At 46.8% G+C, this 23987-nt stretch carries 20 protein-coding genes; 14 read left to right on the forward strand and 6 right to left on the reverse strand.

Annotated elements, in window-relative coordinates; translation table 11 throughout:
* Positions 1 to 40 precede the first annotated feature (40 nt).
* The gene (locus QVP94_RS05915; RefSeq protein ID WP_008779740.1) at positions 41 to 1561 is read left to right on the forward strand and encodes a sensor histidine kinase; all 1521 of its coding nucleotides are present in this window, start codon (positions 41 to 43) and stop codon (positions 1559 to 1561) included.
* A 24-nt stretch (positions 1562 to 1585) separates the two neighbouring features.
* A complete protein-coding gene (locus tag QVP94_RS05920) occupies positions 1586 to 2269 on the forward strand; it encodes a response regulator transcription factor (protein WP_022192197.1) in 684 nt (227 codons plus the stop codon).
* Here the strand turns inward: QVP94_RS05920 and QVP94_RS05925 are convergent.
* Entirely contained in the window at positions 2259 to 2516 is a 258-nt protein-coding gene (locus QVP94_RS05925) for a TIGR03905 family TSCPD domain-containing protein (RefSeq protein WP_005857574.1), read from the reverse strand. The genes QVP94_RS05920 and QVP94_RS05925 overlap by 11 nt on opposite strands.
* Before the next feature lie 83 nt (positions 2517 to 2599).
* On the opposite strand from QVP94_RS05925, the gene QVP94_RS05930 reads away from it, so the two are divergent.
* Positions 2600 to 3919 (forward strand): bifunctional folylpolyglutamate synthase/dihydrofolate synthase, encoded by a 1320-nt coding sequence (locus QVP94_RS05930; protein WP_005857576.1) that lies wholly within the window; start codon positions 2600 to 2602, stop codon positions 3917 to 3919.
* Between the two features lie 23 nt (positions 3920 to 3942).
* Positions 3943 to 5358 carry an MFS transporter gene (locus QVP94_RS05935; protein ID WP_005857578.1) on the forward strand — a complete coding sequence of 472 codons (1416 nt, stop codon included), beginning with the start codon at positions 3943 to 3945 and terminating at the stop codon, positions 5356 to 5358.
* A 410-nt stretch (positions 5359 to 5768) separates the two neighbouring features.
* Here the strand turns inward: QVP94_RS05935 and QVP94_RS05940 are convergent, their stop codons facing one another.
* Positions 5769 to 6086: a hypothetical protein gene (locus QVP94_RS05940; protein ID WP_172606882.1), complete on the reverse strand. Its 318-nt coding sequence runs from the start codon at positions 6084 to 6086 to the stop codon at positions 5769 to 5771.
* 127 nt (positions 6087 to 6213) lie between these two features.
* Between QVP94_RS05940 and QVP94_RS05945 the strand changes: the two genes are divergently transcribed.
* From QVP94_RS05945 to QVP94_RS05970, 6 genes are all read left to right on the forward strand, one after another.
* Complete coding sequence (locus QVP94_RS05945) at positions 6214 to 6600, forward strand: helix-turn-helix domain-containing protein (protein WP_005857583.1); 387 nt, start codon at positions 6214 to 6216, stop codon at positions 6598 to 6600.
* A 633-nt stretch (positions 6601 to 7233) separates the two neighbouring features.
* On the forward strand, positions 7234 to 8487 hold the full coding sequence (locus QVP94_RS19310; RefSeq protein WP_022192199.1) for a DIP1984 family protein: 1254 nt from the start codon (positions 7234 to 7236) through the stop codon (positions 8485 to 8487).
* 388 nt (positions 8488 to 8875) lie between these two features.
* Positions 8876 to 9691: a 4-(cytidine 5'-diphospho)-2-C-methyl-D-erythritol kinase gene (gene ispE / locus QVP94_RS05955; protein ID WP_005857585.1), complete on the forward strand. Its 816-nt coding sequence runs from the start codon at positions 8876 to 8878 to the stop codon at positions 9689 to 9691.
* A complete protein-coding gene (locus tag QVP94_RS05960) occupies positions 9688 to 10269 on the forward strand; it encodes a class I SAM-dependent methyltransferase (RefSeq protein WP_005857587.1) in 582 nt (193 codons plus the stop codon). The genes ispE and QVP94_RS05960 overlap by 4 nt, the downstream gene beginning before the upstream one ends.
* Positions 10270 to 10280: 11 nt before the next feature.
* A complete protein-coding gene (locus QVP94_RS05965) occupies positions 10281 to 12773 on the forward strand; it encodes a S9 family peptidase (RefSeq protein WP_009017272.1) in 2493 nt (830 codons plus the stop codon).
* Between the two features lie 198 nt (positions 12774 to 12971).
* On the forward strand, positions 12972 to 14126 hold the full coding sequence (locus QVP94_RS05970; RefSeq protein ID WP_022192200.1) for a carboxymuconolactone decarboxylase family protein: 1155 nt from the start codon (positions 12972 to 12974) through the stop codon (positions 14124 to 14126).
* An 84-nt stretch (positions 14127 to 14210) separates the two neighbouring features.
* Here the strand turns inward: QVP94_RS05970 and QVP94_RS05975 are convergent, their stop codons facing one another.
* A complete protein-coding gene (locus QVP94_RS05975; RefSeq protein WP_005857595.1) occupies positions 14211 to 15212 on the reverse strand; it encodes a malate dehydrogenase in 1002 nt (333 codons plus the stop codon).
* Positions 15213 to 15366: 154 nt separating this feature from the next.
* On the opposite strand from QVP94_RS05975, the gene QVP94_RS05980 reads away from it, so the two are divergent.
* A complete protein-coding gene (locus tag QVP94_RS05980) occupies positions 15367 to 17217 on the forward strand; it encodes a YgiQ family radical SAM protein (protein ID WP_009017270.1) in 1851 nt (616 codons plus the stop codon).
* Between the two features lie 126 nt (positions 17218 to 17343).
* Here QVP94_RS05980 and QVP94_RS05985 read toward each other — a convergent pair whose 3' ends face one another.
* Genes QVP94_RS05985 through QVP94_RS05995 form a run of 3 tightly spaced genes read right to left on the reverse strand, consistent with a single transcriptional unit; the run spans position 17344 to position 19138 of the window.
* A complete protein-coding gene (locus tag QVP94_RS05985) occupies positions 17344 to 17724 on the reverse strand; it encodes a RidA family protein (RefSeq protein WP_005862903.1) in 381 nt (126 codons plus the stop codon).
* Positions 17725 to 17751: 27 nt separating this feature from the next.
* Positions 17752 to 18498, reverse strand: a complete 747-nt coding sequence (gene rlmB / locus QVP94_RS05990; protein WP_008779732.1) for a 23S rRNA (guanosine(2251)-2'-O)-methyltransferase RlmB — start codon at positions 18496 to 18498, stop codon at positions 17752 to 17754.
* Between the two features lie 49 nt (positions 18499 to 18547).
* Positions 18548 to 19138, reverse strand: a complete 591-nt coding sequence (locus QVP94_RS05995; RefSeq protein WP_009275066.1) for a thymidine kinase — start codon at positions 19136 to 19138, stop codon at positions 18548 to 18550.
* 326 nt (positions 19139 to 19464) lie between these two features.
* Between QVP94_RS05995 and QVP94_RS06000 the strand changes: the two genes are divergently transcribed.
* From QVP94_RS06000 to QVP94_RS06010, 3 genes are all read left to right on the forward strand, one after another.
* Positions 19465 to 20505 carry an efflux RND transporter periplasmic adaptor subunit gene (locus QVP94_RS06000; RefSeq protein WP_009017268.1) on the forward strand — a complete coding sequence of 347 codons (1041 nt, stop codon included), beginning with the start codon at positions 19465 to 19467 and terminating at the stop codon, positions 20503 to 20505.
* A 5-nt stretch (positions 20506 to 20510) separates the two neighbouring features.
* Positions 20511 to 23552 carry an efflux RND transporter permease subunit gene (locus QVP94_RS06005; protein ID WP_009017267.1) on the forward strand — a complete coding sequence of 1014 codons (3042 nt, stop codon included), beginning with the start codon at positions 20511 to 20513 and terminating at the stop codon, positions 23550 to 23552.
* 9 nt (positions 23553 to 23561) lie between these two features.
* A partial coding sequence (locus tag QVP94_RS06010; RefSeq protein ID WP_288213185.1) for a TolC family protein occupies positions 23562 to 23987 on the forward strand: 426 nt, incomplete at its 3' end.

A 23987-nucleotide genomic window follows, 5' to 3' on the forward strand; every position in this document is an offset into this window, starting at 1 on the left:
TTTTTAGCGATCAATTCGATTATAAGCATAAAGAGACTTCATGAACATCAGACTTCGTTTTAAGTTAATCGCTTTGTTGATCGTCCTATCGCTGGCCGGGCTTTTGGTTTTCCAAGGATACTGGCTGAAAGGTTTATATGATACATTATATAAACAGATGGAGATCAATATAGAGGAAGCGATGAAGATCGCCGACTATAAGGAGTTGTTCCTGCGCATCCGATCTATCAAAAAAGAACAGGGAGCGCTGGGACCTCAAACCCAAGATGTGTACTTCAGCTCAGAGCTAGATCCGTCTAATAAGCAGAAGATGGACGCAAAAGCTTCGATCCATCCGCAGAAAGAAGATCCTGACCTTAACCGGGAAGATATCTTCAAGACGGCAAATCCCGACTCACACATGAAACTACATATCGATTACGGGGATGAGGAAGACTTTAGCTCGATAGACTCTACCCTAACGGATTACCTATATGTAATCGGCGAGGTGGAGGACATGGTGCAGCAAGCGATGCATGCGAATATAGATTCTATAAAACCAATTGATTTCAAGACCTACAACAAATTATTAACCTCGGAACTGGAGGCAAGAAATATCGTAACGGAACATGAGCTGGTAACGATTTATAAACCAAACAACGGGGACGAGAAGGGTTGGATGCATCTGGACAAGCCGGAACGATTCACTACGTGGAAAAACCCCGTGCATTTCGATTACCCGCTCCATAACGAGAGCACGTTACAATATCGCCTGTTCCTCAAATCGCCGGCCAGCGTGATACTCACCCAGATGAAAGGCATCCTGATCTCCTCCTTCCTATTACTTTTGCTGATCATTTGCGCTTTCATATACTTACTCCGCACCATCTTAAAGCAAAAGACCGTGGAAGAATTGAAGACCGATTTCACCAACAATATGACGCATGAGCTGAAAACCCCGATCAGCGTCAGCTATGCCGCCGTAGACGCATTATTGAACTTTAGCGATCCCGTCAACGAGAAACAGAAGAAATACCTGACGATCGTTAAAGACCAACTTATCCATCTTACCGGATTGGTGGAACAAATTTTGACACTCGCCGTAGAGAACCGCAGTACCTTCCGCTTGCGCCCCGAAACCATCTCATTAAACGAGTTGGTGAACTCCCTCATCGAGCAATACAAACTGAAAGCGAGCAAACCCGTGGAGTTTACTTGCTCCATCCCCGAGGATATAGAATTGGTGGCCGATCGTACCCACCTATATAATATGTTGAGCAACCTTATCGATAACGCGATCAAATACGCCGACAAGGAACCTTGCCGCATCGAAGCGACAGCCCGGCAAGACGATCACGAAACGACAATCTCCATAACCGATAACGGCCCGGGTATCAGCGAAGCCAACCAGCGGCAGATATTCGACAAGTTCTTCCGGGTTCCCAGCGGGAATATCCACAACGTGAAAGGTTATGGCCTAGGATTATATTACGTAAAAGACATGATGGGTAAACATGGAGGAACAGCCCGTGTGGAAAGCGTCCCCGGCAAAGGCTCCACCTTTACCCTGCATTTTAAATAATAATCCGAAAATCAAGTATCAAATATGGAAAAGATAAAAGTACTACTAGTAGAAGACGAGCCTACATTGGCCATGATCATCAAGGATACGCTGGATGGGAACGAGTTCGATATCACCCTAGCTGCGAATGGCGAGGAGGGCCTCTCCCGTTACGCGGAGATCAAGCCGGATATTATCGTAGCGGATATCATGATGCCTAAGATGGATGGTTTCACGATGGTCAAGTTGATCCGTAAGACGGATACGCATACCCCTGTCCTATTCCTATCGGCCCGTTCCGCGGCCAACGACGTGGTAGAGGGCTTCGAGCTGGGCGGCAACGATTACTTGAAAAAGCCTTTCGGCATGGCGGAATTGATCGTGCGCATCAAGGCGTTACTGCATAAGGTGTCCGTCCAAAGACCGGAAGCCACCTCTTTCCGTATCGGGCTTTATACGTTCGATTCCATCACGCAGACATTGGTCTACCGGGGAGAGAAACAACTCCTCAGTAACCGGGAATCCGAGATATTGAAGCGCCTTTGCGACAATAAGGACCAAGTATTACCGATGAAAGAGATCTTGATAGACCTTTGGGGGGATGATTCTTTCTTCAACGCACGCAGCCTGCATGTCTTTATCACCAAGCTACGTCATAAGTTATCGAAAGACGAGTCTATCAAGATTTTGAATATCCGGGGAATCGGATATAAGCTGATCATTGATTGAATTGCTTCAATGCCTGTGCCATCTGGTCCGGGCATGAAGTTCCCCTTCCATGACAATCGATGCCAGACAAACGGCCGATAGCGTCTTCGATGCGCATACCTTTCAATAAGGCGCACATGCCTTGCCCGTTACCGTGGCAACCTCCTACAATCTGCACATTCTCGATCACGCCATCCTTCGCGTCGATCACCATCAACTTAGAACAAACACCTCCTTGAGGCGTATAGGTTATACGTCGTGTTTCCATTTTCTTTTTCTCTCCTTTTTATAAACGAGTCGCAAAGGTATAAATAAAATTAACTACATTTGTAGCATCTAATTTACAAAAACATGACATACGAGGAAACGCTACACTATCTATATACCAGCATCCCGGTCTTCCAACATAGCGGAGCTTCCGCTTACAAACCCGGTCTTGGTACAAGTATCGCCCTAGATGATTATCTGGGAAATCCGCATAAAGCCTATAAGACCATCCATGTAGCCGGGACAAACGGCAAAGGCTCGGTCAGCCATCTATTGGCGGCCATTCTCCGGCAATCCGGTTTCAAGGTCGGGCTTTATACCTCTCCCCACTTAGTGGACTTCCGGGAACGCATCCGGGTGAACGGGAAAAAGATCTCCCAAGATTACGTGGTCGATTTCGTCGAGCGTCATCGTTCTTTCTTCGAGCCTCTCCATCCTTCTTTCTTCGAGCTGACGTCCAGTATGGCTTTTGAGTATTTCCGCGACCAGCAGGTAGATTACGCAGTTATCGAGGTCGGGCTTGGCGGTCGTTTGGACAGTACGAACATTATCACTCCGATCTTGAGTATTATCACGAATATCAGTCTGGATCATACGCAATTCTTGGGAGATACGGAGGAGAAGATAGCGGCGGAGAAAGCCGGCATTATCAAGAAAGGCGTACCGGCACTTCTTGGGGAAGCCGAGAAACAATCGGTTTACGACGTTTTCAAAAACAAGGCGGAAGAAGTTGGCGCACCTTTCTACTACGCCCAACGAATGGACATGGTAAAAGACGAGTGCAGGCTGACGGTCGGTGGCAAATGGTTCTTCCCTTCCGTTGAATATGGAGAAATCCAAGGAGAACTTGGCGGTGAGGTGCAGGTAAGAAATACTGTCACCGTATTATCCGCCATCCATATATTACGAACGGAATTGGGTGTAGATATCATCCCGGAAGCGGTACACGAGGGTTTCGCCCACGTAACGAAACTGACGGGATTGATGGGACGTTGGCAAACCTTGCGATCCAAACCGACCGTCATTTGCGACACGGGGCATAATGTAGGAGGCTGGGAGCATCTAGCGGAGCATCTGAAAGTCTTGCGTCAATATTGCGGGCAAATCTATATGATCGTCGGCATGGTAAACGACAAGGATATCGATGGCGTATTATCCTTGATGCCGCAAGACGCTTTTTATTTCTTCACGCAAGCCTCCGTGGAGAGAGCGATGCCCGTAGAGGATTTCGCCGTGAAAGCCATGCGTCACGGACTGTCCGGTACCCTTTGCGATACGGTGCAAGACGCTGTCGAGAAAGCGTTAAGAAGGGCTCGTGAGAACGACCTGATCTTTATCGGAGGCAGTACGTTTATCGTAGCGGACGCTCTCCCCTTGTTCATGAAAGAAGACGAATACAAATAATATAACTCTATAAAACAAATATCATGATAGAAAAAATTCATCAGAAACTAAGCGACTCGAAAGTCGCACGCTGGAGTGTACTCGCTTTGGCGGCATTCACGATGCTTTGCGGATACTTCCTTACGGATGTAATGGCTCCGCTTAAACCGATGTTGGAAGAACAGCTAAGCTGGACGAGTACGGAATATGGTTGGTTCACCAGCGCTTACGGCTGGTTCAACGTATTTCTCTTCATGTTGATCATTGGTGGTATCGTTCTGGATAAGATGGGTGTCCGTTTCACGGGTGTCGCTTCCTGTATCTTGATGATTATCGGTTGTTCCATTAAATATTACGCCATCTCGGATGCGTTTACGATGGAAGGAGAGCTTTTCGGATGGAAAGCGCAAGTGATGGTGGCCGCCCTCGGATACGCGATCTTCGGTGTCGGCGTGGAGACCGCCGGTATCACGGTATCTAAGATTATCGTACGGTGGTTCAAGGGAAAAGAGATGGCGTTGGCTATGGGCTTGGAGATGGCTACGGCTCGTTTGGGTACGGCCTTGGCTTTATCTATCACGGTTCCCGCCGCCAAGTACTTCGGTAGCATCTCCGCTCCTATCTTGCTTTGTCTTTGTATGTTGTGTATCGGTTTGATCGCCTTCCTCGTATTTTGCGTGATGGATCGCAAGCTGGACGCTTCGATGGACGCTATCGAGCAAGCCGAGGAGGAAGAGCCTTTCCGTTTGAAAGATATCTTATTGATCGTTACTAATAAGGGTTTCTGGTTGATCGCTCTGCTTTGCGTATTATTCTATTCGGCCGTATTCCCCTTCTTGAAATACGCTACGGACTTGATGGTCAATAAATATAACGTAGATCCGGAGTTGGCGGGAAACATTCCGGCTATCTTACCTTTCGGCACGATTCTTCTGACTCCGTTCTTCGGTAACTTATACGACCGCAAGGGTAAAGGGGCGACGATCATGATCTTTGGCGCCTTGATGTTGATCGGCGTGCATTTATTATTCACGCTTCCGATCTTGAATCAGTGGTGGTTCGCCACGATCGTGATGATCGTATTGGGTATCGCTTTCTCCTTGGTCCCATCGGCGATGTGGCCATCTGTTCCGAAGATTATCCCGGAGAAGCAATTAGGCACGGCTTATGCCTTGATTTTCTGGGTACAGAATATCGGTCTGAGTATGGTTCCCTTATTAATCGGCTGGATATTGGATACGTATTGCAAGATCGACAATGGTACGGGCAAACCGGCTTACGACTATACGATACCGATGGCAGTCTTCACCTGCTTCGGTGTACTCGCCCTCTTCATCGCCTTGATGTTGAAACGTGAGGACCGGATCAAAGGCTACGGCCTTGAATTGCCGAACATCCAAAAGGACGCCGATAAAGCCGAGGCCGAGATAATCGCTAAAGAGATGATCGCGGAGCCTTAATAAAGCTCATAACCCTAAATAAATGGAAGGCGCTGTAAACCAAGTTTACAGCGTCTTTCTTTTTGATGACTGAAAACCATCGTCATTGGAACACACAAAAAGTTCGTTTGAAAAAGAGAAGTAGCGAAACAACTACAATATGCCTTATTCATAAAATCTTTTTTAGCGGTAATATTAATAAAAAACACCCTTGATTTTCGGAACGGCATATTGAAATGTGGCATTTATCCGTGGTCCAGCCATCCAAAAGGAAATCATATGTATAGGTCTTAACGCAGTGGCTCATATATTTCATTAGATCCTTATTATCAGTTAAGAATAGATATACAGCTTCACAAATATCGTTTTGATTAAAAAAGCAAGTGAGCGTGGAGGTTTTGAACACGACTTCCAATGTAATCTGGCTTACGTCATTCCACGTATAAGTGATCATACATAAATCCAGATCCTTCAATAACATCTGCGCTTTCCTTACCGGCAAACCAATTACTTGATGGGATAAGCTTATTATCTCGGAATAATCCTTTTGAGGATATTGATTTTGAGTTTCCATTGATTTCTGTGTTTATCATTCGCAGACAAAATAAGCTTACCGCCTGCTGATATACCATCAATCCCCCTGATAAAATATCAATGTCACGACTAATATTATCAGATGACAGGGATAAATGATATATCTGACTACGTATTGTCGGTAATGCAGGATCATCATGATAGACACCTAACAAATTACGATGAATTTATGTTTCTCTGGCTATGAATAAAATTGGGTGCGGTTACCCCGGATATCTGACATGATAGTAAGATAACTCAGATTTAATACTTATTTTTGTGACAGGATCAATAAAAACTGACATGGAAACAACATTTACCAAAAGAAATAGTCATGGAGCCAACTTAAAACGTTGGAGAGAATGGAGAGGCATCAAACAAGAAGTGCTCGCCGACAAAATTGGGGTATCACAAGCCACCTTATCCGGCTACGAGAAAAAAGACGAATTGGAACCTGAGGTATTGGAAAAGGTCACGAAAGCTTTGGATATTCCGATAGAGGCGATCACGGAATTGAATGAAGGGACATCTATCAATATTTTTTCCGGCACGTGGCAAGATAACGCAAGCGGAAATGTTCAAAATCAAACATTCAATCCCATCGATAAAATAGTCGAGCTTTACGAACGATTACTAAAGGCCGAGCAAGAAAAGGTTGCCATGCTCCATGAAATCATAAAGGATAAATAAGTATCGATTATAGAGACCGTAAGCGAAAATGAGATAATCTTGACATTATGATCGAAATAACAGAATAACGATGTCAAGACCTTTTTACAAATAGAGAAAAAGAGGGAGAGACCTATGATGAAATCATACGTTTTCCCTCATTTTCTTGCCTAAACACCCCTGTTTGGACTCAAAAGTAATAGAGTTAGGTAACACAAAAGGCTGTATTAGGCAACACGACCGTATGTATTAGGTAACGCAACCGTATGTATTAGGCGATACATACGGAAGAAACAGCCCTCGCATCCTATAGAATTGATCGATACACCCGTATAAAATGGCTATTTTCACCTAAAAATATGAGATACGATGAATTAATCTCGCTAGAATAAAAAGGCCTATTTCCATAAAACACTACAAGACAACCAGATGCTATTATTCTATGCCATTTTCGGAAGCAAGGCGTACCTTGGCCCGGAAAAAACGCTTCTCCGGGAGTTTAGATTACAGAATGTCAAAACGTCAAACCTACTCTTTTATGCGTGATGCCTACAGCTATGCCCGCAAGAAGAAAACTAAAATTAAACTCAAAAAATATACTTACAACATTATTATGTACAATAAAATATTTATTTTTACACAAAATCTGTTGTTATGACAAAAGAACAATTCCTAAACGATCAGTATGTATCTGGATTTATCCAGTGGCTTCGTGATAAACTATCTAATTTCACCCATTCATATTACAATCAGAAAGAGAAGGAGGAATGGCAATGTACCTCTTTTTATGATGCTTGCCACAAATATAAATGGGGAGGTCTAAATTGGGAGGAAAACAATGCCTTATTGGAAAGTTATGCCAAACGACTTAAAGCGAGTATCCGAAATAATGACAACGAAGCTTGCCAAGATGCTTGCCTCGATATATTAAAATGGGGAGGCGTTATACGGGAAAATCAAGAAAGGATCAAGGCACAAACCAACCTTGTGAATTATCTAATGAAGGCAGAAGAGGTCTTAACCCGTGACTCTTTAGATATAAAGGATGAGATAATTATTATGAACTCAGGATTCACCAAGATTTATTCTTTATATATAAATGATTTTATCATCTACGATAGACGTGTAGGAGCCGCTTTATGCTATTTGGTGAAACTATATTGTATAGAGCAGAAACAAGGCGGTGTCCCTTCTTCATTAAAATTCGCCTATGGTGATGCCCGAAATCCGGAGGTTAATCGGAATCCTAACAGCGACATTTACAAATTTTCTAAACTTGATCGAGGAAAAATCCATATTGAATGCAACCTTAAAGCCAATTGGCTATTAAAAGAAGTATTAAACTTCCCAGAATGCCAATTTAAAGACATGCGTTCTCTGGAAGCAGCCCTCTTCATGATCGGGTATGCAATTCCAAAAGAGCAAGAACAGCAAACATTAAAAACATACCGAATTATGAAATTAGCAGAAGCTCTCAGCTTACGAGCTGATTTACAAAAAAGAATATCACAACTGGAAGTCCGGCTAAAAAACAATGCCCGGATTCAAGAAGGTGAAGAGCCCGCAGAAGATCCACGGGGGCTTATGGATGAGTTGAATAATAATCTGAATGATTTGGAAACACTGATTTTCAGAATCAACCGAACCAACATGGCTACCCTTGCAGAAGGTACAAGCCTTACGGAAATGATCGCAAAGAAAGATATCTTAGCATTGCGCATCTCCGTCCTTCGTTCCGTCACGCAATCGGCAACGGGCAGTTTAGAACGTTATTCGGCAAATGAAATCCGTTATGTCCGCACAATAAATGTGGCAGATTTACAAAAAGAAATAGATTCATATTCCAAGCAATTACGTGAATTGGACGTGAAGATCCAACAGCTAAATTGGTTGACGGAACTGATATAAAGCATAATTCAGGTAGTTCTTTTTAAATAGGGCGAGTATATCTCTGGCAATTGAGAATGAATTGTCGAACCTACTGCGAATGGAAGCGAGAGCGGAGCATAGCGCAAAAAGAATCGTAATGCTCAGTATTGTTACAAGCTCAAGCCACAGGTTGCATTGTTACTACCGCATACTGACTATAAAGAGAATGAGGGCGGGTCGGAGGGATTTTCTTTTAAGCAGGCATTTAATTATGGGCATCCTAATGGATATGGAGAAACAGGTCGCTGGCGGTATGACACTTATAGGGAAATTTTGGTGTGATTATCCTATTTGCCCATCAAATCTAAGGTAATTCTAATCGGTAAACATTATCTTTGCGTATCACATAAAACAAACATTAAATACTATGATCTGTTTCCCGAACGCAAAGATAAACCTAGGTCTGAACGTGGTAAGCAAACGTCCGGACGGTTATCATAATATAGAGACCATCTTCTATCCGATCCCCGTGAAGGATGCCCTCGAGATCGTCGCCTCGGATCGGACCTGTTTCACGCAAACCGGAATTCCGGTAGACGCTCCCCAAGAGAAGAACCTCGTCATAAAAGCACTGAACGCCCTAAAGACGAGATACGAGATTCCCCCGCTAGAGATCCATTTGTTGAAAGCGATACCTTTTGGCGCCGGGCTTGGAGGAGGTTCCGCCGATGCCGCTTTTATGTTGAAGCTGGTCAATGATTTCTGCGGTTTGGATATTCACCCGGATGAGTTGGAGGCGATAGCGTCCACCATCGGAGCCGATTGCCCGTTCTTTATCCGTAACACGCCGGTATTCGCGACCGGCACGGGAAACCAATTCGAGCCCGTGGACTTGTCCTTGAAGGATTATTATCTATGCTTGGTAAAACCGGATGTAGCCGTCTCCACCCCCGAAGCCTATTCGATGGTAACACCCGCCGCGCCCGAGACCTCCTTGAAAGAGATCATCCGGCTACCGGTATCCGAATGGAAAGAGCGGATGGTGAACGATTTCGAGCGAAGCGTATTCCCGAGACATCCCGTGATCGAGCGGATCAAGGATACCTTATACGAGGGAGGCGCCTTATATGCCGCCATGTCCGGCTCCGGATCGTCCGTGTTCGGTTTGTTCGAAAAACCAACCCATTTCAAGGAACAATCCCTGTTCAGCGATTGTTTTCTATGGGAAGGACAATTATCATGAATCAAATAGAGACTTTTTTTGATACGATGGCGGAACGCTGGGACGCTGTCTGCGTACATGATCCGGGAAAGATCCGGACGATATTGGATCGTACCAACCTGCGGCAGAACGCCCGCATCCTCGATGTCGGTTGCGGCACGGGGATATTGGAAAGTTACCTGCTGCCGTACGAACCCCGCCAAATCGTAGCTATCGATATAGCGGGCCAAATGATCGAGAAAGCACGCATGAAATATCCGGATCATCCGCTCATCGAGTTCCTCCAAGAGGACGCTATGAGCTACGAGGGGAAAGGATTCGACTATATTATCCTATATAGCGCTTACCCGCATTTCATGCGGCCGGAACGGTTGATCGAGCATATGAGCGGCTTGCTCGCGCCCGGCGGTAAATTGGTTATCTGCCACAGCGAGAGCAAGGAAAAGATCAATACGCACCACCATCGGCACGCCGATCGATTATCGCTGCCCTTGCCCCCGGCCCGAGAGGTGGCGGCATTGATGGAGCCTTATCTTCTTCCGCTCGTCGTAGAGGATACCGAACAGCTTTACATCGTTTGCGGAAAACGTTTATCCTAAACTAATTATATATGGACAGAAAAACTAACTTAATTCCGGCATTGCTTCTTTCCGCCCTTTCGCTTTACGCCATGGAAGACGTGAAAGTAACGCAATTCCAGCACGCAGGCCCGTTCACGGTCAACAAGCCGATCCTAGCGGACAGCCTCAACGTAAATGGCAAGCCTTTCGAGGCGAAGAATCTATTAAAAGCGACCTTACCGTTCGAGCAAACGCTTGCGAACGCCACGGTACTCGACGCTGACACGGCAGGCGCAATCACCTTCGCTGCCCCGCGAAAAGGATATGCCCTGCATCTATTCTCTTTCTTCTTGAACAGCGACCGGTACGTAAAAGGCACGCTCGATATATCGGGTCCCGGGGCGTTCGAAGTATTCGTCAATGATAAACCGGTCGGAGCCTCCTCCGAGTTGGTGATGGAACCCCGCCGCTATCAAGTAGTCGTTAAATACCTGACAGCGGAAACAGACACTTGTCCTCCCAGCCTAAAGGCTACCTTCAAGAGCGAGGCGGAAGCGAAAGTCGTAGCTTCCTTGAACCCGGAGAAACGCTACACCCTTCTGAATATCCTAGAAGGAAAGGATTTCCAAGGCGTAAGTGTCTCCCCGAACGGAAAGTATGCCTTGGTAAAATACGTCAACCGGTTCCCGGAGAGCAAGAGCGAATCGTACGGGCAATTGATGGATGCCGCTACGGGACGGGTCTTATTGCAAGACGGAGGTTTCTTGACAACCGCCAAATGGATGCCTAAAAGCAATCGATTGTATTACACCCGCACCGGTCTGGACGGTACGGAGTTGGTAACCGTAGATCCGTCTACCTACCAACAAACGGTATTAGTCCCGAACCTTCCGAAAGGGCGGTTCGTATTCACCCCCGATGAGTCCACGCTTCTCTATACCGTAGAAGAGGAAGGTCCCAAGGAAGGGACGGACTTGATCCGTGTATTAGAGCCGGCAGACCGTATCCCGGGTTTCCGTGACCGCTCCTTTATCTGGCGGTATGACTTAAAAACAGGTTTGTACGAGCAACTTACTTTCGGGCATACGGACACTTATATCAATGATATCAGCGCTGATAGCCGCTATCTATTGTTCAGCACCAGCGACCGGGTGTACACCTCCTTGCCGCACTCCCGCAACTCCCTTTATAAATTGGATTTGCAGACCATGGCGATCGATACGATCTGGGAGAAAGCCCCGTACGTAAACCAAGCCGCCTTCTCGCCCGACGGTAAACAGTTATTGGTAGCTGGGGCAGGCGACGCTTTCGACGGGATCGGACGAAATATCAAGCAAGGACAGATCTCCAACTCGTACGACGGGCAGTTATTCCTATACGATCTGGCAAGCCGTAAAGCCTCCCCTCTCACCAAGGACTTCAATCCGAACGTGATCGATGCCGTATGGAACCGCTTCAACGGGCAAATCTATATCCTCTGCGAGGATGAGGATTATCAACGGATCTATACGTGCGACCCAGCAAACGGGAAGATCAAGCAAGTAGCCGCCTCCGAGGATATTATCATGTCGTATGCGTTGGCCGACAACGCTCCGGTTCTCTTCTATTACGGACAGAGCGCGTCCAACGCCAACCGCCTTTACGCTTACGACCTGAAAGGAGGAAAGAACCGCTTGGTGTATGATCTCTCGCAAGATAAATTAAAAGATATCGCCTTAGGCGAGGTACACGACTGGAACTTCAAGTCGGATGACGGTACGACTATCCAAGGCCGTTATTACCTGCCGCCTCATTTCGATCCGAATAAGAAATATCCGATGATCGTTTATTACTATGGCGGTACTTCCCCGACGAACCGTGCGCTGGAGATGCGTTATTCCATGCATATGTACGCCGCTCTCGGATACGTGGTCTACACCTTGAATCCGAGTGGAACAACGGGCTTCGGACAGGAATTCGCCGCCCGCCATGTGAACGCATGGGGCCTGAAGACCGCCGATGAGATCATCCAAGGTACCAAGCTGTTCTGTAAGGAGCATTCGTTCGTGAACGAGAAGAAAATCGGTTGCATCGGTGCCAGCTACGGCGGATTCATGACACAATACCTACAAACCCGTACGGACATTTTCGCCGCCGCTATCAGCCATGCCGGTATCAGCGCGTTGAGTAGCTATTGGGGAGAAGGTTATTGGGGATATGGCTATTGCTCCGTAGCGAACGCCGGGACTTATCCTTGGAACGCCCCGGAGTTCTTTACCAAGCAAAGCCCGTTGTTCAACGCCGATAAGATCAATACCCCGCTCCTATTGCTTCACGGCAACGCCGATACGAACGTACCCATCGGGGAAAGTATCCAGATGTTCGCCGCCTTGAAGATCCTAGGAAAGACCGTGGAATTCGTGCAGGTGGATGGCGAGAATCATGGTATCGTAGGTTATCAGAAGCGTATAGGCTGGCAAAATACCATCTACGCATGGTTCGCCAAATGGCTGAAAGACGAGCCGGAATGGTGGAAAGCCTTATATCCGGATCGTACTTTATAAGAATATTTATTTGAACGAAAGCGCCTGTGTCTCCCGCGAGGGAATCGCAGGCGCTTTATTCGTTTGCCCAACCCCGGCTGTCATCCGGATCAGCTCCGTTTACGAACGGTAATTTTGATACAAAGATCCGTAATATGTATACATGCGCCTGAGATAAATCCGAATATCTTTGTAATGTTAAACAATAATGATATCCTTATGAAAACAAAAGCAATCGCACTCTTCCTGCTAGGCTTCATACCAGCCTTCGCACAAGATATCCCAACTTCTAAAACAGAACAAAATATGGACAGAATCGAACGCTGTAAAAAGAATTACACCGAGCTATTCGGAGGCGAGGCATTGACCGGACAAGGAACAGATCCGGAAATGATGGACATTCTCCAGAAATTCATCTTCGGGGAGGTATTCCGCACAGGAGATCTTGATAAAAAGACCCGGGAGCTTATCACTTGCACCGTATTAGCCACGATGCAAACCTTGCCCCAACTGAACGCCCACGCCAAAGCGGCGCTAAACGTAGGCGTCACTCCCATCGAGCTACGGGAGGCGATATACCTATGCGCTCCGTTTATCGGTTTCCCGAAGACATTGAATGCCTTAAATACCATCAACGAAGTCTTTAAGCAACAAGGCATCGCTTCGCCTCTGGAGAGACAAGCTACCGTTACGGAAGAAGATCGCCACGAGAAAGGACAAGCCATACAAAGCCGGCTTTACGGCGAGGGAATCAAAGAGGCCATGAGGAACGTCCCGGGAAATATGGGTCCGGAAGTAGAGCGATTCCTCACCGAATTCTGCTTCGGAGATATCTATACTCGCAACGGGCTAGACCTGAAAACCCGGGAGTTACTGGCTTATTGCATACTAACGACCCTTGAAGCCGAAAGCCAACTACACTCGCATCTCGAAGGGAACTTACTGGCCGGCAATAGCAAGGAGACCTTAACGGCGGCGGTTATACAATGTCTTCCTTATATCGGCTTCCCTTCCGCTATCAAAGCGTTGAAAATCATTAAGGAATCCTCTCAGCCCGCCCCAAAGAAGAACTTAGTCCGCCTATCCAAGATCACGGTCGATCCCGCCCAGTTGGAGCGTTATAACGCCTTTCTGGAAGAAGAGATCGAGGCTTCCATGCGTCTAGAGCCGGGTGTTCTTACACTGTATGCCGTATCGGAGAAAGAACATCCAAATAAAGTAACCATCCTAGAGATTTACGCAGATCAAGACGCTTATAAAAGCCATATCCAAACGCCCCATTTCCAGAAATACAAACAAGGAACATTACAGATGGTGCAAGAGTTGGAGCTGGTAGATAGCACGCCCCTGATCCCCGGACTAAAGATAAAATAAAACAAGAATCCCCGCTTTCCGGCACGAAGCCATCTAAGCGGGGATTTCATATATCCGTGAAAATCTAAATGACTTGTTATTCGATCATTTGATATTCGGATTCAATTTATGCCATTCGGAAATAGCGGGAAGCACGCCCATAGCGATCACCTCGTCACGTAAAGCGCAAAGGTGCTTGTAGCTCTTCTCCAAGGCAGCCTCTTCTTCCGGTGTACCGTGCACCTCTTTCAACGCTACGCCGTCTTTCGTAATTGAGGTCTCCCAAGCCATCATGATATGATCGAACTTACCGTTTGATACATAAGCGCCAGCCGGCCAACGGAACGGTTTACCACCCATCGCAGCTGCGATCATCTCGATAGATACATATGACGGGCTTTGGAAGGAAGAACGGCCCCGCAAAGCGATAATGTTAGCGCCACCCTTCGTAACCTTGGTTTGTATCTCCGCCCATTGATCTTTCGTCAAGGCATCCGTACCGATAAGTTCCGTCAAAGGCTTGCCATCCACCTTAGCGGTAGAGGCGAAAACAGCCATTTGCTCGCCATGACCGCCATACGTACGACAATTCTCAACCTGATCCATAGAGATACCGAAATGTTTTGCCAACTCACTGCGTAAACGAGTTGAATCCAATGCGGCCAACGTCGTAACCTGAGAAGGTTTCAAGCCGGAATACAATAAGGTAATCAAACCGGTAATATCCGCCGGGTTAAAAATAACCACGATATGCTTTACGTCCGGGCAATAAGCCTTTACGTTCTTGCCGAACTCCTCGGCGATAGCGGCGTTTCCTTTTAGGAGATCCTCACGGGTCATACCTGCCTTTCTTGCGGCACCACCGGAGTTAACGATATATTTAGCGCCAGTCAAAGCCTCCTTGATGTCTGAGGTAAAAGTGATGTTTACACCCTCGAAACCACAATGGAATAATTCCTCGGCGACTCCCTCCAAACCCGGTGCGTAAGGGTCGTACAAACAAATGTTAGAAGTTAGTCCCATCATAATAGCGGTCTGTGCCATATTAGAACCGATCATACCTGCTGCGCCGACAATCGTCAGCTTCTCGTCTGTGAGTGTTTTCATAAGAAACCTTGTTTTTAAATGTTTATTTTTCTTTTCGACACAAAGATACGAGATTGAGAACTCTTGTCCTAATCATAAAAACGAATCCCCCATAAATAAAAGTTATGAATAGCGTCTCTATGATTATTCCAAGATTATCACGTACCTTTGTAGTATGAAAACATTTAAACTAGACAATTGGTTGCCCACAACGAAGAAAGAAGTCGAGGCACGGGGATGGGATTACCTCGACGTGATCCTTTTCTCGGGAGACGCCTATGTGGATCACCCCTCTTTCGGGGCGGCCGTGATCGGTCGTGTATTGGAAGCGGAAGGATTACGGGTAGCGATCGTACCGCAACCGGATTGGCGGGGAGATTACCGGGATTTCAAGAAGCTCGGCGTTCCCCGGCTTTTCTTCGGTGTATCCGCCGGTGCCATGGATTCAATGATCAACCATTATACTGCCAATAAGCGATTACGCAGCGACGACGCCTATACGCCGGACCAACGTCCGGGAATGCGTCCGGACTATCCGAGCATCGTCTATACTAAAATACTGAAAGAATTGTATCCGGATGTCCCCGTCGTATTGGGTAGCATCGAGGCCTCATTACGCCGGCTTACGCATTACGATTATTGGCAAGATAAGCTATTACCGGGAATCCTTGCTAGTAGCCCGGCCGATTTATTAATTTACGGCATGGGCGAGAAGCCGATCAAGGAATTGGTGCGCCGCCTAAAGTCCGGCATTCCTTTCAACGAGATCAAAGACATCCGCCAAACGGTTTATCTGACAGACAAAGAGGATGCGAAAGACGACGATATCGTGCTCTTCTCACATGAGGAATGCCTAAAAGATAAATTGAAACAAGCGAAGAATTTCCGGCATATCGAAGAGGAATCCAACAAATACAATGCCTCACGTATCTTGCAAAAGGTAGGAAAACAGATGATCGTAGTGAATCCTCCCTTCCCGCCAATGACGGAAGCGGAGATAGATGCTTCCTACGACCTTCCCTATACCCGCTTGCCGCATCCCAAATACAAAGGGAAAGTGATACCGGCTTTCGAGATGATCAAGTTCTCGGTGAATATCCACCGGGGTTGTTTCGGAGGATGCGCGTTCTGTACCATATCGGCGCATCAAGGGAAGTTCATCGCCTCCCGAAGCAAGGAATCGATCTTGAAGGAAGTGAAAGCGATTACCGAAATGCCCGATTTCAAAGGATATCTAAGCGATTTGGGAGGCCCTTCCGCCAATATGTACCGTATGAAGGGGAAAGATGAGCGAATTTGCGCCAAATGCAAGAAACCGTCTTGTATCTCCCCCGTCGTTTGCAAGAACTTGAACGCGGACCATACGCCGCTACTGGATATCTACAAAGCGGTAGATAGACTTCCCGAGATCAAGAAGTCGTTTATCGGAAGCGGCGTACGCTATGACCTGTTATTGCACCGTTATGCGGATGAGTCTTTAAACAAGGCAGCTCAAACCTATACCGAGGAATTAATCGCCCGCCACGTATCCGGCCGTTTGAAAGTGGCCCCGGAGCATACGCAAGACGAGGTGTTGAAACAAATGCGTAAACCGTCTTTCTCGCAATTCGGACAGTTCAAGAAGATATTCGATAAGGTAAACCGGCAATACGGGTTGAACCAGCAACTCATCCCCTATTTCATTTCCAGCCATCCGGGATGTACCGAGGCGGATATGGCGGAGCTGGCGGTGATCACCAAGAGCTTGCATTTCCAGTTGGAGCAAGTACAAGACTTCACGCCTACGCCGATGACATTGGCTACGGAGATGTATTATACCGGATATCATCCTTATACGTTGGAGAAAGTATATACGGCCCGCTCAAAAGAACAAAAGTTGGCACAACGCCAGTTCTTCTTCTGGTATAAACCCGAGTCACGCCGTCAGATCATGCAAGTATTGCAAAAGATGGGACGAAAGGATTTGATTGAGAAATTATTCGGACAGAGGGGTGACATGAATCCCGCTCCCAGAAAAAGAAGATAATAGGCTTTTGAGATTAGCTGTATCGATGAATTACGAGAGTAGTCGCATCGTATCACGGGAGTAGTCTTGATGGATAACGAGAGTAGTCTCGACAAGCGATGAGACTACTCTCGTTATTCCTTATGATTATTCTTTCACGGCGATCACCTCGATCTCTACCAAACCATTCTTCGGCAGTGTCTTAACGGCTACCGCCGAACGTGCGGGAAACGCACCTTCGAACTGAGAGGCGTATACCTCGTTCATAACGGCGAAGTCGCCCATATCCGCTAAAAATACGGTTGTTTTTACGACATCATTGATGCTATAACCTGCCTCTGCCAAGATAGCGTGAACATTCTTGAACGCTTGGGCGGTTTGTTCCTTTACGGATCCCTCAACGAAAAGTCCCGTAGCAGGATCGATACCCAGTTGTCCGGAAGCGAACAGCATATTACCTACTTGCACCGCTTGGCTATACGGACCGATAGCGGCGGGAGCGTTTTTTGTAGCGATAACTTTCTTCATTTTCTTCTTTAGTTTATATACATATTATTATTGTTGCTCGTTCATACGTTGGCGAACCACCTCGTACACCAGAATGGAAGTGGCTACAGATACATTCAAGGAGCCGATCGTTCCGAATTGCGGAATCTTTACCATATTATCGCAGATGCGCAAGTTCTCCGGAGACACACCCGTATCCTCCGCTCCCATCACGATCGCTACCGGTCCTTCATACTTCACCGCCGTATAATTCTCCGCCGCTTTCTCGCTGGCGGCAAATACCTTCACCCCGCTTTGCTGCAAGAAACGGATCGCTTGGTTGATACTCTTCTCCTTACAAACCGGCAATACATGCAAGGCACCGGCAGAGGTCTTGATCGCGTCGGCGTTTACCGAAACGCTTCCTTTTGCCGGAATCACGATCGTATCGACTCCCGCACACTCGCAGGTACGGGCAATAGCGCCGAAATTACGCACGTCCGTAACCCCATCCAGCAATACGATGAAAGGATCTTTTCCTTGCTCATACACAAAAGGTATGATATCTTCCAAGCTCTGGTAGGTAACCGCCGACATAAAAGCGATCACCCCCTGATGATTCTTTCGAGTCAAACGATCCAAGCGTTCAGCCGGAACACGTTGTACCGGTATCTCACGGCCTCTCAGTACCTCAAATAACTCTTTGGATAGATCCCCTTGTAAATCCCTTTTCACAAGGATCTTATCTACCTCCTTATCAGCCTGTATAGCCTCAATCACGGCACGAATGCCGAACACCATTTCGTTTTCTTTCATACTTTATATAACGCAAAACTATTAATTTCACAAATGTAGGGATAAATAATCAATTCTTCAAACCTTCAGCCTTCGCATAACATTCCCGGCATAAAGGCTCGTATTCGGATTGTTCCCCTAAGAAGACCCGTTTATCATTTCCCACGATACGATGGGATACGTAAGCCAAACGTCCGCATTTCACGCAGATGGCATGCACTTTCGTCACCTCATCGGCGATAGCGCATAACTCCGGCATAGGACCGAAAGGAACTCCCTTATAGTCCATGTCCAACCCGGCCACGATCACCCGGATACCGTTAGCGGCCAATTGATTGCATACGTTTACCAATCCCTCGTCGAAAAACTGGGCCTCGTCTATCCCCACCACATCGATCTCGGAAGTGAACAATAGGATACTGGAGGAAGAATCCACCGGAGTAGAAGGAATCGAATTACTATCGTGCGAGACCACGTTATCCTGCGAATAGCGGGTATCGATCGCAGGCTTGAAAATCTCCACCCGCTGCTTGGCGAATTCAGCCCGCTTCAAACGGCGGATAAGCTCCTCCGTCTTACCGGAAAACATGGAACCGCAAATCACCTCGATCCGCCCTTGTCCCGGATACTGGAATATATGCTCTTCTGAAGGCAATGTCATCACTTTCTCTTTTTGTCCGCAAAAGTACATAAAAAAAGCGGAACCATGGAAGCTTATTCACCCCATCCCCGGTTTGTCTTTCACTGCAACCCGGGTTGCAGTACTACTGCACACGTCTTGCAGTGTCACTGCACGTGGGTTGCAGTAAATATTACGACTACAATCCATCGGTGTAAGGCATCGATCGCACGCCTCGTTATAAATTAAAGTTGGGCCGGTCTATTTTCCAGTTGAGCGACGGTATCTTCCGGTTCAGTAAAAATCCGCCTTATTCCCTCACCTATTGCCTCTATTTTTGCCCGGTAACAAATAACTAGGTATATCTTATGAGAAGAATTTCATACATCCTGCTTCTGGGCATCCTTTTATCGGCATGCCAAAAGAACACAAAGTCCGAAGGCACGAACTTACCTGTCGAGGTTATCTCTCCAATAAAAAAGACAGAGACCGACAGAAGTCGTGAATACACCTTTTTATCAAGGCCCTATAATGAGACAGTCCTATCTTTCCGCATCAATGGCCCCGTCTTGAATTTCGACTTACGGCCCGGACAAGCGTTCTCCAAAGGCAGTACGATCCTCTCGATCGATAACCGTGACTTCTTGATTCGCAAGCAGCAAACAGAGGCGCTCTACTCGCAAACCAACCAAGAGTATAAACGGATCGAGGCCCTTTACAAAAAGAATAACATCTCCGGAAGTAATTATGAGAAGGCGAAAGCGGATTTCCTTGTCGCCAAATCCAATTACGAGACCGCCGTCAACGCCCTAAGCGATACCCATCTGAGCGCCCCTTACGACGGGTATATCCAAAATATCCATATCGAACCTTTCCAAGACGTGAAAGCGACCGAGCCAATCCTTACCTTCATAGAACTGGACAGGCTGAAGATCGAGACCTATATACCAGAGGAAGTCGCCTTACACTTATATGATAAAGAAAAACAGAAGCTATGTCAAATAGGAATCCATTTCGATACGGCTCCCGAACGGACAATCACCCCTTCCGATTTATATGTGTCTAAAAGTACGACAAACAATAACCTCTCTTATCTACTGACCGCCATTATCCCCAACCCCGATATGGAATGGCTGGGCGGAATGAGTGGAATCCTCTCGATCGACCTACCCAAAGAAGAGCGGTCTCAAAATCTATGGCTTCCCTTAACGGCTATCTGTCATCGCCCCCAAAAAGGAGATTATGTATGGGTGGTTAAAGGAGACAAGGTTAACTCCGTTCCCGTCAAACTCGGTGAGCAAAGAAATAACCAGATAGAGATCGTGGAAGGAATCACGGAAAATGACCTTGTCGTATTGACAAGGCAACGTTTCCTTTCCGAAAATAGTACCGTAACCATCCAAAAATAAGTAAGATGCAAAAATTCATCAAATATTTCCTGAAAAACAAAGCGGTTACATGGCTCCTGCTAGTCCTGATCTTGGCAGGGGGGCTGTTCTCTTACGCAAAGATGGGAAAACTGGAAGATGCCCCGTTTACGATCAAGCAAGCCTTGGTACTTACCCCTTATCCCGGCGCCTCCCCCTCGGAAGTTCAGTCCCAAGTGACGGATGTGCTGGAAGAAGCCATTCAATCCTTAGGCGAGTTATACTATCTGAAGACAGAGAACCGGGCTGGACTTTCCAAAATCACGGTCTACGTGAAAAAGGAAATCCGGGCTGATGAGATGCAGCAGTTATGGGATAAACTACGCCGAAAGGTAAACGACGTACAAGGCAAATTACCTTCCGGAGCGGGAACCTCCATCGTCAATGATGATTTTGGCGATGTATTGGGTGTTTTCTACGGATTGACCGGAGAATCTTATACCTACCGGGAACTGGAAGATCAAGCCAAACTGATCAAAGACGATTTACTGAAAGTAAAAGACGTGGCAAAGGTAGAGATCTACGGCATACAAACTCCCGTAATCGATATCCGGATAAACCCCACGATCTTATCCAATCGGGGTATTACGACAGCTGATATCAAACGGGCGTTCGACGGACAGAATAAAGTGGTAGACGCCGGGAGTATTCGCAACGGGGAGACTCGCATACGTATCGAATCCACCGGTAATTTTTACTCCTTGGATGATATCCGTAACCTTACGATCGTATCTCATTCCGGCGAGCATTTCCGGCTAGGCGATATCGCCCGTATCGAAGAGGGTTACCAGACTCCGCCCCAAAACTTCATGCGCATCAATAACAAGCAAGCGGTCGGTATCGCTATCTCTACCATACCGACCGGGAACGTGGTCGATATGGCCAAGGCCGTGAAAAAGCGTATTCAATCATTTTCGGAGACCATGCCCAAGGGTTTTGAGCTCACCTCCATATACGACCAAGGATATGAGTCCGCCGTGGCCAACCAAGGATTTATCTTGAACTTGATCATCTCCGTCGTGACCGTAGTAGCGATCTTATTGTTCTTTATCGGTTTCAAAAACGGCCTTTTGATCGGTAGCGGATTGGTTTTCTCTATCTTCGCCACTTTAATTGTCATGTTCGCCAACGGGATCGCCTTGCAACGAATGTCTCTTGCCGCTATCATCATCGCGATGGGTATGTTGGTAGATAACGCCATCGTAGTATCGGACTCTGCCTTGGTAAATATGCAACGAGGCATGCGCAAACGTATCGCGATCATGAGGGCTTGCTCATCCACCGCCCTGCCTCTACTGGCGGCTACGGCTATCGCGATCCTCACGTTCTTGCCCATTTACTATTCACCGCATATCACGGGCGAATTACTTTCATCCTTAGTGATCGTGATCGGAGTATCCTTGATGTTCAGCTGGGTGTTCGCACTTACGCAAACCCCATTCTTCATCCAAGAGTTTGTACGGCGCCCCAGACCGGACGAGTTAACAGGGGAATTATTCTCTGGAAAATACTATGATTATTTTCGGTCTTCCCTACGCCTTGTCATCAAATACCGATACGCTACAGTAGGTAGCTTATCCGTTCTATTGGTTATCTCCGCATGGAGTTTCCAGTTTATCCCGAAAGTGTTCGTGCCTTCGCTCGATAAGCAGTATTTCACTTTAGATATGTGGCTACCGGAAGGTACAGCCATCGAGGAAACCGATCGATACGCTACCGATATGGCCGAATCCATCCAAGAATATTCGCAGACGGAAATGGTTTCCTCTTATATCGGACGGACACCGCCCCGTTATTATCTATCGAACGTTAGCTTCGGTCCCCAACCAAACTATGCCCAATTATTGGTAAAATGCAAGACATCCGGAGAGGCCCGGGAATTGCATGCCTTGCTACAAGACTCAATTCGCTTAAAATATCCGGAACCGCTCATCAATGTGAACAAGTTTGAGTTAAGCCCGCTTACGGAAGCCTTGATAGAAGCCCGTTTCCTCGGACCGGACCCGGCGGTATTGGACTCTTTGACCGGAGTAGCTATCGACATTATGCGAAGGAACCCGAAAGTAACCGATGCCCGGAATGAATGGGGTAATATGACCTATATGATACGCCCGGTATATGATCCGGTAAAAGCCGGTTTCTTAGGTATCACCAAGGCTAATTTGATGGAATCCGTCAAATCCATCGAGGAAGGTACGGTTATCGGGATTTACCGGGATGAGGAAAAGAAAGTCCCGGTCTTATTGAAATCGGAGAAGAGCGGAATCGACGATCCCCGTTCATTAGGTGATTTCTCGGTGTGGAACGGAGAGAAATCCGCACCCTTGTCACAAGTAACCCGACAGGTAACCTCCGCATGGGAATATCCGCAGATCAAGACCTACAACCGGCAATTGTCTATGGCAGCGATGTGTGGCGTGAAAAACGGTTACACCATGTCTGAGGTACACGGTGAGATTCGGGAAGAGATCGAGAAAATGAACCTGCCCCAAGGATATAGCTTCTTCTGGGATTCACAATATAAAGACCAGACAGAGGGATTGCAAGCCCTTGTCAAATTCTTCCCGCTGGCTTTCTTGATGTTGGTTGTTATATTGGTCGCTTTATTCTCCAATTTCCGTCAACCGATAATCATCCTTTGCGTGCTCCCTCTCTCCTTAATCGGGGTAGCGATCGGTATGTTACTTACCGGGTTCGATTTCGGCTTTTTCCCGATCGCCGGATGGTTGGGGCTCTTGGGTATGATTATCAAAAACGTAATCGTATTATTAGACGAGATTAACACGCAACGTCGTAACGGTATCTCTCCATACGACTCGATCATAGAGGCAACCATCTCAAGGACTCGCCCGGTCTTGATGGCGGCTACCACGACTATTTTAGGAATGGTGCCTTTACTTTTCGACGTAGCGTTCGGTGGAATGGCGGCGACTATTATCTTCGGACTCACCTTCGCCACCTTACTTACGTTATTCGTAACCCCGACGTTATACGCATTGTTTTACCGGATTCATTCACCTCACAAATAAACGATAAAAATGGACAAAGTATATATTATCAGCGGTCTCTTATCCTTCCTATCCTTCCCGTTAATCGCACAAAACAGCGATTATCAAGCGCAATATAGGGAAAAAGTCTTGGAATACAACCAAGACTTGAAAGCAGCGGGATACAACGAGGCCATGAAACAGGAAATGATCAAATCGGCCCGTGCGGATTTCAAACCGAAACTCTCGGCGGAAGGTAATTTCAATTATACCGGTAATCCGCTAGAATTATCGATTGATTTGCCATCTATGAATTCCCCCCTTTATTTTCAAGGTAAAGATCTGAAATATGGGGCGACTCTCTCCCTCTCGCAACCGATTTATACCGGAGGCGGCATTCGTGCCAACTACCAAAAAGCACGGCAAGAAAAAGAGTTGGCATCCAATGAATCCGATCGTATAAAAAGCAATACCCTA

Origin of the sequence: Parabacteroides sp. CAG:2 (genome assembly GCF_000436315.1) — a bacterium.
GTDB lineage: Bacteria > Bacteroidota > Bacteroidia > Bacteroidales > Tannerellaceae > Parabacteroides > Parabacteroides distasonis.

What these genes read in the sequence shown, in the direction of transcription:
- QVP94_RS05985 (WP_005862903.1), bottom strand. Translation starts at nt 17,724, where the DNA reads ATGAAGAAAGTTATCGCTACAAAAAACGCTCCCGCCGCTATCGGTCCG.
- QVP94_RS19310 (WP_022192199.1), top strand. Translation starts at nt 7,234, where the DNA reads ATGACAAAAGAACAATTCCTAAACGATCAGTATGTATCTGGATTTATC.
- QVP94_RS05975 (WP_005857595.1), bottom strand. Translation starts at nt 15,212, where the DNA reads ATGAAAACACTCACAGACGAGAAGCTGACGATTGTCGGCGCAGCAGGT.
- QVP94_RS05915 (WP_008779740.1), top strand. Translation starts at nt 41, where the DNA reads ATGAACATCAGACTTCGTTTTAAGTTAATCGCTTTGTTGATCGTCCTA.
- rlmB (WP_008779732.1), bottom strand. Translation starts at nt 18,498, where the DNA reads ATGAAAGAAAACGAAATGGTGTTCGGCATTCGTGCCGTGATTGAGGCT.
- QVP94_RS05930 (WP_005857576.1), top strand. Translation starts at nt 2,600, where the DNA reads ATGACATACGAGGAAACGCTACACTATCTATATACCAGCATCCCGGTC.
- QVP94_RS05945 (WP_005857583.1), top strand. Translation starts at nt 6,214, where the DNA reads ATGGAAACAACATTTACCAAAAGAAATAGTCATGGAGCCAACTTAAAA.
- QVP94_RS05920 (WP_022192197.1), top strand. Translation starts at nt 1,586, where the DNA reads ATGGAAAAGATAAAAGTACTACTAGTAGAAGACGAGCCTACATTGGCC.
- QVP94_RS06005 (WP_009017267.1), top strand. Translation starts at nt 20,511, where the DNA reads ATGCAAAAATTCATCAAATATTTCCTGAAAAACAAAGCGGTTACATGG.
- ispE (WP_005857585.1), top strand. Translation starts at nt 8,876, where the DNA reads ATGATCTGTTTCCCGAACGCAAAGATAAACCTAGGTCTGAACGTGGTA.
- QVP94_RS06000 (WP_009017268.1), top strand. Translation starts at nt 19,465, where the DNA reads ATGAGAAGAATTTCATACATCCTGCTTCTGGGCATCCTTTTATCGGCA.
- QVP94_RS05965 (WP_009017272.1), top strand. Translation starts at nt 10,281, where the DNA reads ATGGACAGAAAAACTAACTTAATTCCGGCATTGCTTCTTTCCGCCCTT.
- QVP94_RS05960 (WP_005857587.1), top strand. Translation starts at nt 9,688, where the DNA reads ATGAATCAAATAGAGACTTTTTTTGATACGATGGCGGAACGCTGGGAC.
- QVP94_RS05935 (WP_005857578.1), top strand. Translation starts at nt 3,943, where the DNA reads ATGATAGAAAAAATTCATCAGAAACTAAGCGACTCGAAAGTCGCACGC.
- QVP94_RS05995 (WP_009275066.1), bottom strand. Translation starts at nt 19,138, where the DNA reads ATGACATTGCCTTCAGAAGAGCATATATTCCAGTATCCGGGACAAGGG.
- QVP94_RS05970 (WP_022192200.1), top strand. Translation starts at nt 12,972, where the DNA reads ATGAAAACAAAAGCAATCGCACTCTTCCTGCTAGGCTTCATACCAGCC.
- QVP94_RS05980 (WP_009017270.1), top strand. Translation starts at nt 15,367, where the DNA reads ATGAAAACATTTAAACTAGACAATTGGTTGCCCACAACGAAGAAAGAA.
- QVP94_RS05925 (WP_005857574.1), bottom strand. Translation starts at nt 2,516, where the DNA reads ATGGAAACACGACGTATAACCTATACGCCTCAAGGAGGTGTTTGTTCT.